The following is a 14,932-nucleotide window of genomic DNA, read 5'->3' on the forward strand; positions in this document are numbered from 1 at the left end:
CAGGCGACCCGCTTTCACCGATTGGTCAGCCGGGATTTTCCCGTTGCATCGACAGAAACGTCGTGGCCGCGGAAACCAAGGTCGCGGCGCCGACTTTCAAGGCGGCCTCATCGACGCGAAACCTCGGATGGTGAAGCGGAAAGACCGATCCGACGTCCTCATTGCGGATTCCGAGCCGAAAATAGACCGATGGGCGCTTGTCGCTGTAGTAGCCAAAATCGTCGGCGATGGTCCATCCAGGTGTGTTGAGGACATTGTCGGGCCCGATGCAGGCCTTGGCGCTGGCGACAATCAGCTCCGTCATCTCGGCGTCGTTGACGACCCCCGGTTCGCCCTTGTGGATGTCGAGTTGCACACTGGCGCCGTGGCTCGCCGCCATCCCCTCCAGTATGGCACGAACGCGCCGCCAGGCTCGCTCACGCGTTGCGTCGCTGCCGCTGCGGATGGTCCCTTTCAATGCGACCTTGCCGGCGATCACGTTGTAGGCGCTGCCGCCGTTGATCCCGGTTACGGAGATGACCAGGGGATCATAGGGGTCGATCTCGCGCGAGACGATCTTCTGCAGTTCGCTCACCATGGAGCAGGCCACGGCAATCGCATCGATGCCCTCATACGGCTTTGCCGCATGTGCCGCCTCGCCGACGACGAGGGCATCGAACGTATCGCACGCCAGAGTGTAGGGCCCGGAATTCACAGCGATCTTGCCGGATGGTGTGTACGGATCGACGTGAACGCAGATGGCGGCGTCGACGTCGTCGAGAAGCCCCTCTTCCACCATGCGTCTGCCGCCCGACGGCTCGTCTTCCTCGGCCGGCTGGAAGATGAGGCGGACGGTTCCGCCAAACTCATCCCGCGACTGGTGAAGATGCGCGGCAACCGCGAATGCCATAGATGCGTGGGCGTCGTGGCCGCAGGCATGCATCACACCTGGATTGATCGACGCAAAGTCGACACCGGACGCCTCCTCGATCGGCAAGGCATCGATGTCGGCGCGTATCGCCACCTTTCGGTTCGACGGCTTGCCGGTTCCGACAATGTCGACCGCCAGGCCAAAGCCCGCGACGTCGCGAATGTCGGCAATTCCCTGACCAGCCAGCATCTGCCTGAGATAGCGCTGCGTGTTGGCTTCGTGGTTCGAGAGCTCCGGATTGCGGTGCAGATGGCGGCGGATCTCGATCATGCGATCGAGAATTCCGGCATCGATCTCGATCGTGTCGGCATGCGCGCCTGCCGGGGCCGCACTTTCATGATTTGACATGGATTTCTCGCGGAAATTTCGTCAGCGTCTCATTGCCGGTTTCGGTAACCAGGATGGTCTCGCTGATCTCGATGCCCCATCCGTCCATCCACATGCCAAGAATGGAATGAACGACGTTGCCTGATACAAGCACCGTCTTGTCGCCCGGCCTGAGGCTGATCGTGTGTTCGCCCCAATCCGGCGGATAGGCGACGCCGATCGAATAGCCGATACGCGACTCCTTCTTCAGTCCATAGCGTTGAATGACCTTGCGCCATGCGCCCTCGACGGCTTCGGCTGATATCCCCGGCCTGACCGCATCGAGCACCGCATCCATGCCTTCGATCACCGCCTTTGCCGTATCCGAGACATTGGTCGGCGTCTTGCCGAGCTGCAGGGTTCGCGCCAGCCCGGCAGCATAGCGGCGGCAGACACCGGCGAGTTCCAGGGCGATCGTCTCGTTTTCACCGAACCGCCTGTCGCTCCACATGATATGCGGCGCGGAGGCATTCTCGCCGCCGAGAATTGTTGGCGGCAATGCGGTGATGTCACCGGCGAAGTCCGGGCTGCCGGCGATCTGCGCCGCCTGGATGGCGGCAATGGCATCGCACTCGCGAACACCGGGCGCGATCACTTCGAAGGCGCGCGAGACCGCCGCTTCGGCCAAGGTTGATGCCTTGCGCAAATACGCGATCTCGGGCGCCGATTTGACCGCACGAATCCAGTTCACCAGGAGATCGGCGTCGTGCCATTTCGCATTGGGAAGTCCGGCGACAAGCCGGGCATGCCCTTTCGGGGAGAAATAATAGGCTTCGAGCTCGATGCCGATGTGCCTGATACCCCAACCCTTGGCGACGATCCAGGCCGCGATCCAGTCCATGGGATGACGATCGGCACGCTGAACGTGGTCCTCCGGGAAGCCAACGACGTTCTCGGGCTTCATCCACGCCGTCAGAAGACCACCAGCCGCATCCATGGCGCGCCCAATCCAGACCGGCTCGACCTCTTCGATTGGAACCAGCACCACCTGCGGCGTGTAGAAGGACCAGCCATCATAGCCGGTGATGTAGTGCTGATTCGCAATATCGTTGATGATCAGGAGTTCGAGACCGCGCTTCGCCATCTCGGTGCGGATCTTTCGAAGCCGCTGCTGGTACTCGTCGCGGGCAAACGGCAATTCGATCATCTCTGCTCCATGTTTGTTGGCTCAACGGTTGCGGGCTCGCCCACCCTTGAAGCGGTTTTGACATCGCGCAATCGGCCAGGAACAGCATGTGAGCCAGTCCTGAACCGGATACGGCCTTCACCGGCCTTGGTTTGATTTGAATTTTGTCATCGTTATCGCGCGGCCGCGGTCGAATTCTCCAGCTGCGGTATCAACGGCAACGGCGTCGAACCCGGCAACATCCTCACCAAGCGATCGAGCTGCATCGCGGCGCGGCCTACATCAAGAACATGGAGGACTCCATCCCGCTCGGCCGCTTCGGCAGCCCGCGCGACGTCGCCAATGCCTTCCTGTTCCTCGCCTCCGATGATGCCAGCCACATCACCGGCACGACCATTGTCGTCGATGGCGGTCAACTGCTGCCCGAGGGCAACGACTTCCGAATCGGGTCTCCCGCAGAGTGAAATGTCTTGACCCGGCTAAACACCATTCCTGTCGTCGCGACCGGTCGAGGCAGCAACGGACGCGTTATCGCCAACCGTCATGCGATGTCCAATGGGACGGCACCCCGACTGAGCGGCGCACCAATATCAGAGACAAGCTTGACGAGGTCCGCCTGCCGCGTCGTGTTGGTCTTGGCAAAGATGCGGCCAAGGTGGGTCTTGATCGTGTTCTCTCCGACCCCGAGCGATAGCGCAGTCTTCTGCGTGGTCAGTCCGCCACCCACAGCCAGCAAAACCCGCACTTCCGCTGGCGTGAGATCGAACAGTGTCGTCAGCACCGCCTCCGAGGGCGGCGCGGCCGAGGTTGTCGTCGAGATGAAAATGGCGGCGCATGCGGGATGGAAAGCCGCGCGCGCGGTCCCCTCGGTCAGTGGTAATACATAGGCAACGGCTGGCGGCTGACCGGCCGCGGACAAGGGCAAGCCGATGCCGCGCGCGCCAAGCGACGCATCGGCATGAGCGGCTCCCGATATCGCTTCCAGCAGGGCACGGCCCGTCATCGGATTTTGTGCCTGGAGGATGCCGTTTCTAGAAAAGATGGGCTGCTGGGTCGAAAGCATCGCCTCGGCACGGCCGTTGGCATAAAGGATCGCGCCATCCGCGCTGGTCAGAACGACAGCGCTTGCAAGATTGTCGAGCGTCGCGCGGTAGAGACTGGCGGTGACGCCCGCCTGATCGAGCAGGTCGCCGATCAGCGAAGCGCGGCGCAAATGCGGAGAAAGCAGCGCTATGAAGCGCTGCTCCTCCGCAGTGACGGCCCCCCTGCTCGCGCGTGTCGTGAAGCTCACGAGGCCGATCCGATCCGAGGTGTGCACGAACTTGGTGATGCAACCCTCGCGCAATCCCTGCGGGCCAGCCCAGTTCCGGTAGAAAGGTGACAGCTGAAGCTCGGCTTCACTCATGCTCGACAATGTCGACAACGGTGTGTCGATGTCGCCGAAGACGACGGCCTTCAGACCTGGAATGTCCTCGAAGCCGTAGTCCTGCTGGAGAACGCGCATCTGCTCCGAATCCCAAGGCGACTGGGCCGCAAAACGTCCATGTTGACCGCCGGGGTCAGCCAGCGCGATGGTTGAATAGGCGGCGTCCACGGACTCGGTGAGCCGGACCATGACGCCGGTCCAGAACTCCGAATTGAGTGCACAATCGTAAATGTCGCCGATGATCGACGAAAGCAATTCGTTGCTCAGCCTGCTCATTTTGCCCCCGCCCAGCAGCGCCCTCCCTTTCTGTCAGTCAGGGATACCGCCCGTCCCTGCCTATACCAGCTTGGTCTCGAAAAGCTCAACGCAAGCCGAAGGATTTCCGAGAGCTCATCCTTTCGGGTGACGACATTGCAACACGCCGGGCCTAGTGGGCGGCGGTAAAGCAGGTTCCAGAACGCGCCAATTCAGGTGCCGTGGCCCTGAGTAGCGTCGGATTCCAAGACTGTATCCAGGCGCAACGAGTCAGGAAAACTTCTGCTTCAATTGAGAATTTGTTTTGACGGGGGTCAGAAATGTCGGTTTGGAATAGTCTTGCAGGTGGCGCGTGGTCAACCGCTTCAAATTGGACTGGCGGCGTGCCTGACGCAATCGGTGCTACAGCCGATTTCAGCAATCTCGCCGGTGCCAACCTCACGCATCACATCGACCTGGCGGTTCAAGGTCCATTCACTGTCGGCACCCTGAATCTGGCGAGTTCCGCAATCGAGAATTACAGTCTCGAGAACGGCTCGCTCATCATGAACAAGGCGGGCGGTGCGCTCATCAGCGTAACGTCGAGCGGCAATCCACTGGCAAGTGTTTTGGCGTCGTCGCTGACGCTGCAGCTCAATACGGCAACGTTGATCGCGACGAGCGGAGCCAACACCACCCTCGACGTTCAGGCACAGATTACCGGAACGGGACTGCTAACCAAATCCGGCGTCGGCACGCTGAAACTGTCCGATGCGACCAACAACTGGTCAGGTGGAACGCAAATCGATCAAGGCATGGTTTCGTTTGGCGCCGCCGCGTTCGGAACGGGAGACATCGCGTTCGCCGGCAACAGCACGTTCCGGTCTACAGGCATCACGACGCTTGCCAACGATCTGGTCGAACTTGCCGGCGTTTCGACGACCATCAGAGCACAGACGGGCACGTCACTGACGTTGACCGGTACCTTCGCAGCGCTCGGCGGGGCCGGGACTACGGTGCATTTTGGCAGCGCAGCCGATGCGGGAACGATTCACTTTGTCTCAACTAGCATCACCACCAACGATGCGGGCTCGCTTGCCATTGATGGCGGTACGCTGAGTGTGGGTGCAGCGTTCGCGTCATTTACCAACGGGCTGGCCAACACGAATATCGCAGCCGGAGCGGTTCTCGACGCGAATGGCTTCAATCTGGAACTGAACCATCTGACCGGAGGGGGCTTGATCAGCAACAACGGCCTTTCCGATGTTGTCGCGAACGTCAATGAAGCCGGCATCTCCAGCTTCTCGGGTGTTTTGGCGAATAGCTTGAGCCATATAGGATTAAACAAGATCGGCATCGGAACGCTGACATTGTCGGGGCTCAATACCTATTCCGGCGCAACCACTGTCGCGATCGGAACATTGCGGGCGGGAGCCGACCACGCGTTCAGCGCTGAGAGCGTTGTCACCGTAAACGCCGGAGCGACGCTCAACATCGGCGCTTTCGATCAAACGGTTGCAGGGCTGGCCGGCAGCGGCGAAGTCCGGGCCGACACTGTGACCTCGGCTACGCTGACAGTCGACCTCGAATTGGGAGCACGGACGTTTGATGGAGTGATCTCGGATGGCTCCGGCGTCTTCGGGAGCCTTAACCTGACGAAGAGCGGTGACGGCACCCAGGTATTTGCGGGCGCCAACACCTATACGGGGGCGACAAATATAGCGGATGGTTCGCTGTATCTGATTTCGGCCGGCACAATAGCGAGTTCATCGGGTCTGGTCATCGCCGCGGGAAGCGCTCTCGACATATCCGGCATCACCGCAAGCGGGACGACGATCCAGGACCTGATCAATCACGGGGGCATTGGCCTGTATGGCAAGTCATTGACCCTTTCGCATCAGTCGACGAATGTGACCGGTACCTTCTTTGGCGGCGACGGAGCCGACAATCTCGTCGTCAATCTGGACGCTATGACCGCGAACGTCAGCCTGTCGACGACAGTCTTCGCCAACAATTGGACTGACACGAGCGACGCTATCACTGTTACGGGCAATGGTCTTGCCAATACGATCACCGGTTCTTCCCATGCCGACACCATCAATGGCGGCCTCGGTAATGACATACTGATCGGCGGCGGCGGCGAGGACAATCTGAATGGCGGCGACGGTTCGGATACGGCCTCTTATGCAAGTGCTGCCGCAGGCGTCATTGCGAACCTCTCAAATCACAAGGTCAATACCAGTGACGCCGACGGCGACAGCTATTCCCTCATCGAAAACCTGACCGGGTCGGGCCATACGGACCAACTTTACGGCAACGATGTTGCCAATATTCTGGACGGCGGCATCGGTGCCGACACGATGAACGGTGGACAGGGCAACGACACCTACTATGTCGACAATGCCGGCGACCTTGTGGTCGATGTGATTGGCCAGGGCACCGACAATGTGCAGGCCTATGTCAGCTTCAATCTCTCCGGTCAGGAACTGGAGAACCTGCAATTGCGCACCTCGGCCTCCATCAACGGCACCGGCAATTCCATCGCCAATGTCATGTCAGGCAATTCGGGCGTCAACATCCTGATCGGCCTTGGCGGCAACGATACGCTGGACGGCAACACGGGTGCCGACACCATGCAAGGTGGCATCGGCAACGACACCTATTATGTCGACAATGCCGGCGATCAGGTCATCGAGACCGTCGGCCAGGGTACCGACAATGTACAGGCCTATGTCAGCTTCAACCTTTCCGGCCAGGAGCTCGAGAACCTGCAATTGCGCAGCGCCGCTTCCATCAACGGCACCGGCAATTCGATTGCCAACATCATCAACGGCAACAGTGGCAACAACATCATCGACGGCCTTGGCGGCGCCGATACGATGAGCGGAGCACAAGGCAACGACACCTATTATGTCGACAATGCCGGCGACCATGTGGTTGAGACCATCGGCCAGGGCACCGACAACGTGCAGGCCTATGTCTCCTTCAACCTCACCGGCCAGGAGCTGGAGAACCTGCAGCTGCGTACCCCCGCCTCCATCAACGGCACCGGCAATTCGATTGCCAATGTCATCGGCGGCAATTCCGGCAACAACATCATCAATGGGCTCGGTGGCAACGACACGCTGTCCGGCGCGCAGGGTCAGGACAGCTTCGTCTTCACCACGGCGCTCAATGCCTCGACCAATGTCGACCACATCACCGACTTCTCGGTGGTCGAAGACACCATCCAGGTCGACAATGCGATCTTTGCAGCGCTCGGCGGCAACGGCACGCTGACGGCCGACCAGTTCATCAAGAACACCACAGGTCTTGCCGGCGACGGCAACGATCACATCATTTACGAGACCGACACGGGCTGGCTCTATTATGACAGCAACGGTAGTGCGGCGGGCGGTTCCACCCACTTCGCCACCCTCGCCGCAAACCTGGCGCTGACCAACGCCGATTTCGTCGTGGTGTGAGAAGATGAATAGCAGCAAAAGCCTGCTTCAGGGCTGGAGCGGGCGCTGCAACTTTCAGCCGAAACCACCGATGGTTGCAATCCAAGCAGACCGCCGCCTCCGGCGGCGCGACTTCTACTCTTCCTGTTATTCATGGCGTTCCTGAAAATAAAACCGCCAAGCGGTCGCCTCAGCGATTACGAGCTGTATGTATTCATTGAAAAGTTTCTTTTATCCTCAACAATACTATTGGAATTATAATTTCTGGGCACCTCGTTGGCGCAGAACAGAATGATTCTACGGCTCTCTATATGAGATGACTCTAATACAACCTTCGGATACAATCATCCTTGAGATAATGCCAAACAGCACGGGAGGGCTAAAATGGCTGTCATCAACGGAACTATCGGCGACGACATCAACCCCGGCGTTCAGGACCTGGTCGGCGACGACACCATCAACGCATTGGCCGGTAACGACTTAATTTTCATGGCGATTGGCGGCAACGACCAGGTGAATGGAGGGGACGGGGAGGATGACGTTGTCTACGAGGCTTACACAAATGGCCTGACCATCAACATGCAGACTGGTGTCGTCACCGACGGCCTGGGCAACACCGATACGCTCGACAGTGTCGAGGGGCTGAACGCCAGCTACTTCGCAGACAACATCACGATGCGAGATGACGGCTTTTGGGCGTTTGCGAGGGCGGGCAACGACACCATCCAGATGGGATCAAACGGCGGCAGGGTAATGGCCGGAAGCGGCACCGACACCATAGTTGGCGGCGCCGGCGTGGATACGATTTCCTATTGGGACGACGGCTTTGACCTTGGAGTCGACGCCGACGGCGGCGGCATCATCACACATGGTGCAACGATCAATCTGGCGACCGGCATTGCAATTGACGGCTGGGGCTTCACTGACACCCTGAGCGGCATCGAGAACGCTGAAGGCAGCCAGTTCGCGGACACCATCACCGGCACAACCGGCAACAACGTCATCAACGGCCTTGGCGGCGCAGACACCATGCAGGGCGGTCTCGGCAACGACACCTACTATGTCGACAATGCCGGCGACCAAGTCATCGACGTGACTGGCCAGGGCACCGACAACGTGTTCAGCGCGGTCTCCTTCAATCTCTCCGGACAGGAACTCGAGACCCTGACATTGATCGGCGTGGCGTCCATCAACGGCACCGGCAACTCGATTGCCAACATCATCACCGGCAACAGCGGTAACAACGTCATCAACGGCCTTGGCGGCGCTGACACCATGCAAGGTGGTCTCGGCAGCGACACCTACTATGTCGACAATGCCGGCGACAAAGTCATAGACCTGACTGGCCAGGGCACCGACAACGTCTTCAGTTCGATCACCTTCAACCTCTCCGGCCAGGAACTGGAGACCCTGACATTGACCGGCGCGGCGTCCATCAACGGCACCGGCAATTCAATCGCCAACGTCATCACCGGCAATTCAGGCATCAACACGCTGATCGGTCTCGGCGGCAACGATACGCTGGACGGCAAGGCGGGCGCCGACACCATGCAAGGCGGCATCGGCAACGACACCTATTATGTCGACAATGCCGGCGATCACGTGGTTGAAACCACCGGCCAGGGCACCGACAATGTGCAGGCCTATGTCTCCTTCAACCTCTCCGGCCAGGAACTCGAGAACCTGCAGCTGCGCAGCTCGGGGAACATCAACGGCACCGGCAATTCGATTGCCAACATCATCAACGGCAATTCCGGCAACAACATCATCAACGGCCTTGGCGGCGCCGACACGATGAGCGGCGCTCAAGGCAACGACACCTATTATGTCGACAATGCCGGGGACCATGTCATAGACCTGACTGGCCAGGGCACCGACAACGTCTTCAGTTCCGTCTCCTTCAATCTCTCCGGCCAGGAGCTGGAGACCCTGACACTGACAGGCGCGGCGAACATCAACGGCACCGGCAATTCGATTGCCAACATCATCACTGGCAACAGCGGTGTAAATACACTTTTGGGCCTCGGCGGCAACGATATCTTCAGAGGAGGCCTCGGTCATGATGTTATGGATGGTGGAGATGGCCTCGACACGGCCGACTACGCCAACCAGGTCGCCGCTGTTGCTGTAAGTCTAACCAAGGCCGTTGACGCTCAAGTCACGATCGGCGGGATCGCGGAAGATACTGTTCGCAACATCGAGAATGTCACCGGCGGCAGTGGTGGCGACACATTGACCGGCGATGGTTTCGTCAACGTTCTCATCGGCGGAGGCGGCAACGATACAATAAGCGGCAGGGACGGGAACGACACGCTCATTGGGGGAGACGGGAATGACATCATCAACGGCAACTCAGGCGACGACAGGCTGATTGGCGGACGTGGAAATGACACGATCAATGGCAATTCCGGCCTTGACACGGTCGACTACAGTACCGACGTCAACAGCGGCGCAGTACATGGTATCGTCGTCAATCTCTGGGCTGGCGGCTCGCAACTGGGGGTGGCAGCCGATACCGCAACGGATTCGTTTGGGAATACGGATTTCGTAACCAATATCCGCAATGTCACCGGTACGCAGTTTGCGGATCAGATATTTGGCGGCGGGCACGACAACATCCTGACTGCCGGCGCGGGCAACGACGTCCTCGACGGCCACCTGGGCAACGACACACTGATCGGCGGAACTGGCAGCGACTTCTTCGTTTTCCATACAGCGCTCGACGCCTTGACCAATGTCGATACCATCACCGACTTCGCGGTGGTCGACGACACCATCCAGGCCGACAATTTGATCTTTGCAGCGCTTGGCGGCAACGGCACGCTGACGGCCAACCAGTTCGTCAAGAACACCACTGGTCTTGCCGGCGACGGCGACGATCACATCATCTACGAGACCGACACGGGCTGGCTCTACTATGACAGCAACGGCAGTGCGGCGGGTGGTTCCACCCATTTCGCCACGCTGGCCACAAACCTCGCGCTCACCAACGCCGATTTCGTCGTGGTGTGAGAGGCTGAATAACAACTAAGCTTGCTCCAGGAACCAGAGCGAGCGTTGCAAATCTTAACGAGAACCAATGGTGGTTGCGACGGTCCGCCGTTTAACAAATCGCTAGACCAACAAGCACTCCAGCAGGCGCCCACCTCTGCCGGTGCGGCTTCTGCTCTTCCTGTTTTCATGACGCTCTTGAGAGTCGAGCCGTCCAGTGAGCGCCCTGGCGCTTCCAACTGTAGTGCTTCCTCGAAAAACTTCGATGCTGCCCGACAATACAATTGGAAATAAAATCCTGGGCACTCTTGGCGCGGAACAGTTTGGTTCTACGGCCTTTTATATAAGATGACTCTAATACAACCTTCGGATACAATCATCCTTGGGATAATGCCAAACAGCACGGGAGGGCTAAAATGGCTGTCATCAACGGAACCATCGGCAACGACATCAATCCCGGCGTTCAGGACCTGGTCGGCGACGACACCATCAACGCATTGGCCGGCGACGACTACATTATCATGGCGATTGGCGGCAATGACCAGGTGAATGGAGGGGATGGAATCGATGACGTCATCTACGAGAACTACACGAACGGCCTGACCATCAACATGCAGACCGGTGTCGTCACCGACGGCCTGGGCAACACCGATACGCTCAACAGCGTCGAGGGGCTGAACGCCAGCTACTTCGCAGACAACATCACGATGGCAAATGTCGCCTTTTGGGCGTTTGCGAGGGCGGGCAACGACATCATCCATATGGGATCAAACGGTGGCACAGTGTTTGCGGGAAGCGGCACCGACACCATAATTGGCGGCGCCGGCGAAGATATGGTTTCGTACAGGGACGACGGTCTTGACTATGGAGTCGACGTCGACGGTGGTGGCATCATCACACATGGTGCAACGATCAATTTGGCGACCGGCATTGCCGTCGACGGCTGGGGCTTCACGGACACCCTGAGCGGCATCGAGGATGCTGAAGGCACCCAGTTCGCCGACACCATTACAGGCACAACCGGCAGCAACTATCTTGCGGGCGGCGATGGCGCCGATACAATCAATGGCGGCGTGTCGGCCACTGTGGACGTTTACGATTTCTTGCGCGGCGGCAACGGCAACGACACCGTGACGGTGGTTTCCGGTACCGTGTCGGGGGACCAGGGCAATGACAGAATCATTGCACAGACATCCGGAAACACCGACATCGATTATGTCGAGACCCGCTATGACGACGCGGCGACTGCCGTCGTGGCCAACCTCACGGCACAGGCCCGCGCCGGCCTTGCGGCCGGATCCAATGCCATTGGTTTTGCCATCGCAGATGGGCAAGGTGGTGTCGATCGCGTATCCGGCATTCATGCCATCGACGACACATCCTTTGGAGACACTTTCATCGTCGATGCCTCCTTTACCAACACGTTCGGCGGCTACATGGATTTCTATCTCACGGCCGGGAACGACGTTGTAAAATTCCTCGCCGGGGCGGGAGGCCGGGTCAACTACAACCAGGCGGACGGCGCGGTTCTGGTCGATCTGCAGGGCGGCTATGCCCACGACATGGATGAGAGCAACCTCTTCATCGGCTACGACACATTGGTCGGCGTGAATGACGCGCGTGGAACCACGTTCAACGACGCGCTTTATGGCAACGCGGCTGACAATAAGATGCGTGGCCGTGGCGGCAACGATGTTCTGATGGGACACGACGGTAACGACACGCTCTGGGGCGATGAACGTGATGGTTCCAGCGACACGCACTACGGCAATGACTCAATTTACGGCGAAGCTGGAAACGACACGTTGAACGGCGGCCGGGGAGCCGATCTTCTGGATGGTGGCACAGGCGTCGATACCATGCGTGGAGGTGGCGAAAACGACACCTACTATGTCGACAATGCCGGCGATCAGGTCATCGAAACCGTCGGCCAGGGCACCGACAATGTGCAGGCCTATGTCAGCTTCAACCTCTCCGGTCAGGAGCTGGAGAACCTGCAATTGCGCGGCGCCGCATCCATCAACGGCACCGGCAATTCGATTGCCAACATCATCAATGGCAACAGTGGCAACAACATCATCAACGGCCTTGGCGGCGCCGACACGATGAGCGGCGCTCAGGGCAACGACACCTATTATGTCGACAATGCCGGCGATCACGTGGTCGATGTGATTGGTCAAGGCACCGACAATGTGCAGGCCTATGTCAGCTTCAATCTCTCCGGCCAGGAGCTGGAAAACCTGCAGCTGCGCAGCACAGGGAACATCAACGGCACCGGCAATTCCATCGCCAACGTCATCGGCGGCAATTCCGGCAACAACATCATCAACGGGCTCAGCGGCAACGACACGCTGTCCGGCGCGCAGGGTCAGGACAGCTTCGTCTTCACCACGGCGCTCAATGCCTCGACCAATGTCGATACCATCACCGACTTCTCAGTCGCCGACGACACCGTCCAGGTCGACAATTTGATCTTTGCAGCGCTTGGCGGCAACGGCACGCTGACGGCCAACCAGTTCGTCAAGAACACCACAGGTCTTGCCGGCGACGGCGACGATCACATCATCTACGAGACCGACACCGGCTGGCTCACCTATGACAGCAACGGCAGTGCGGCGGGTGGTTCCACCCACTTCGCCACACTGGCCGCAAACCTGGCGCTGACCAACGCCGATTTCGTCGTGGTGTGAGGGAGAGCGGTTACGCCTGGCCGCTCTGCTTTCGGAGCGGCCGGCGCGATCGAGCGCATTTTACATCGCGCCGCCTTTTGCGCATGGGCCGGTGGCTTCAGCCGGCCAAAACGCACAACTCTCGGTTCAACGGATCTGCCCAGTGGCAGAATTACAAGGATCGTGCAGTATCCCCTACCGATCCAGCGGTTCCACTCCCTGTGTGACAAGCCTCACCTGCGAAAACAGTACGGAACGCAAGCACCTCTCAAAGGTTGTTGATCAGGCAACAACCGGCAGAGGGGCTGGAAATGATGAATCCACTCAGAACCGATCACATCTTTCAGCGGGCGCATGTGCTGACGGAAAGCGGTACCCATGGCAGTCCGGCCATCATCATCGCCACATTGGTTGCCGAGGGCTATCCGGAGGCGACCGAACTGTTGAACTCCGACAATATCCGCGCCGACCTCAGCCGCGTCTGTGAAGCCGCCGCCAACGGGCGGCCAGCCGCACCCTGTCGCACGCTTCGCCATTGACGCGGCAGCGGAAGGATTCTGTGGAATGGTGGGCGATGACGGGCTCGAACCGCCGACATCTTCGGTGTAAACGGTGGGCTCCCCACTGAAACCCTTGGAAATCCGGGAAAAGAGCACTTCGCAATATGCCGTTTTAGGCATGTTGTTCTGCCTGTGTTCGACTTTTCAGGTTCATTGAACCGAAGAGCACTTCGTAAATCTCACGCCTACCGCTCAAATGTCAGACAATTTGCAACTGCCGCACACCGGGGGCGGTTAGCAACCACGGTTAAAAGCACCGAAATTCGTTTGAGGCGCTTTGAGTGTGAAATGGCTGTTTACACCGACAGGGCCCCTACTCCGTCAGCGGAAGATACTCCGCGAGTGAGGGCCTCTTGTCGGCTGAGTGCACGAGGAAGTCCTAGGGATAATCCTAGGAGTAGCCGCGGCTGGGGGTGCTCACGCCGGTTTTGCGGACCTGGCCATCGACCATCTTCACGCGGCGTTCGGAGAAATCAGCACTTATGTCCCAAAATCCGCTTCCCGCATCAGATCAGCTGGTCGATTCGACTGGAACTCCGGCCCGGCGCTGGAGCCCAGGCATCTGGAAGCCTCGCCTCGGAATTCCACCTTTTCGGCAGATCGGAGGATTTCAAACGGATGCAGCATTCCGGTGTGCGTAATGTCATCCCATAAGCGTGCCGGTGCAGATAGTTATGTGCAACGTCGTTCCCCATTTGACCTCCCGCCAAAACAGAGACGGAACGGTCCGGTATTATTTCAAACGGCGTGGATCGCCGCTGGCTCGTTTGCCTGACCCAACATCGCCGCTGGCTCGTTGGCCTGACCCAACATCGCCGCTGTTCGATACGGCCTACGCTGAAAAGCTGGCCGACTCTGATTGCGCCAACATCGCCCAAACTGAGCGGGCAGCAGACGGATACCGGCGCCATTGGGCGAAGTATCTTTGGGCGATGGCCCGCTATCGAGCAAACCGGCGATGCTGCACTATTTCGCAGTCCGATGTGCTGGTTCTGTTCGAACAGCAGAGCGATCGATGCGCGTTGTCCAGCCTGAAATTTCGTTACAGCAATGGCACTGGAGGCCGCGACCCGTTTGCGCCAAGTCTGGACCGGATTGACAGTCGAGGCGCACTAGGAATTCTGTTTTCATGGGGCGGCGCCGTAATCATAACGACTTTCCCACCGAAAACAGCAACGTGGCTTCAGTCTGGGCTAAACTGATTCAG

Annotated in this window: 8 protein-coding genes and 1 pseudogene; 6 read left to right on the forward strand and 3 right to left on the reverse strand. The window is 59.0% G+C overall.

Annotated elements, in window-relative coordinates; translation table 11 throughout:
• Positions 1–25 precede the first annotated feature (25 nt).
• Together AC1RZR_RS24475 and AC1RZR_RS24480 are read right to left on the reverse strand one after the other, a co-directional pair.
• Positions 26–1,258, reverse strand: a complete 1,233-nt coding sequence (locus AC1RZR_RS24475) for a M20 metallopeptidase family protein (protein WP_481826241.1) — start codon at positions 1,256–1,258, stop codon at positions 26–28.
• Positions 1,245–2,423, reverse strand: a complete 1,179-nt coding sequence (locus tag AC1RZR_RS24480; protein WP_481826242.1) for a M24 family metallopeptidase — start codon at positions 2,421–2,423, stop codon at positions 1,245–1,247. Before AC1RZR_RS24480 ends, AC1RZR_RS24475 begins: the two co-directional genes overlap by 14 nt.
• 156 nt (positions 2,424–2,579) lie before the next feature.
• On the opposite strand from AC1RZR_RS24480, the pseudogene AC1RZR_RS24485 reads away from it, so the two are divergent.
• Positions 2,580–2,866, forward strand: a pseudogene (locus tag AC1RZR_RS24485) (SDR family oxidoreductase); the annotation flags it as partial.
• Between the two features lie 77 nt (positions 2,867–2,943).
• Here AC1RZR_RS24485 and AC1RZR_RS24490 read toward each other — a convergent pair.
• Positions 2,944–4,083, reverse strand: coding sequence for a helix-turn-helix transcriptional regulator (locus tag AC1RZR_RS24490; RefSeq protein WP_481826243.1), 1,140 nt, complete (start codon positions 4,081–4,083; stop codon positions 2,944–2,946).
• A gap of 383 nt (positions 4,084–4,466) precedes the next feature.
• On the opposite strand from AC1RZR_RS24490, the gene AC1RZR_RS24495 reads away from it, so the two are divergent.
• The 5 genes from AC1RZR_RS24495 to AC1RZR_RS24515 all read left to right on the forward strand — a co-directional run bounded on the left by AC1RZR_RS24495 (position 4,467) and on the right by AC1RZR_RS24515 (position 14,927).
• Positions 4,467–7,526, forward strand: a complete 3,060-nt coding sequence (locus tag AC1RZR_RS24495; RefSeq protein ID WP_481826244.1) for a beta strand repeat-containing protein — start codon at positions 4,467–4,469, stop codon at positions 7,524–7,526.
• 363 nt (positions 7,527–7,889) lie between these two features.
• On the forward strand, positions 7,890–10,517 hold the full coding sequence (locus AC1RZR_RS24500; RefSeq protein ID WP_481826245.1) for a beta strand repeat-containing protein: 2,628 nt from the start codon (positions 7,890–7,892) through the stop codon (positions 10,515–10,517).
• A 395-nt stretch (positions 10,518–10,912) separates the two neighbouring features.
• The gene (locus AC1RZR_RS24505; protein ID WP_481826246.1) at positions 10,913–13,186 is read left to right on the forward strand and encodes a beta strand repeat-containing protein; all 2,274 of its coding nucleotides are present in this window, start codon (positions 10,913–10,915) and stop codon (positions 13,184–13,186) included.
• Between the two features lie 290 nt (positions 13,187–13,476).
• Positions 13,477–13,704 (forward strand): hypothetical protein, encoded by a 228-nt coding sequence (locus AC1RZR_RS24510; RefSeq protein ID WP_481826247.1) that lies wholly within the window; start codon positions 13,477–13,479, stop codon positions 13,702–13,704.
• A gap of 695 nt (positions 13,705–14,399) precedes the next feature.
• Positions 14,400–14,927 carry a hypothetical protein gene (locus AC1RZR_RS24515; protein ID WP_481826248.1) on the forward strand — a complete coding sequence of 176 codons (528 nt, stop codon included), beginning with the start codon at positions 14,400–14,402 and terminating at the stop codon, positions 14,925–14,927.
• Positions 14,928–14,932 lie beyond the last annotated feature (5 nt).

The organism is Mesorhizobium bavaricum (genome assembly GCF_056781655.1).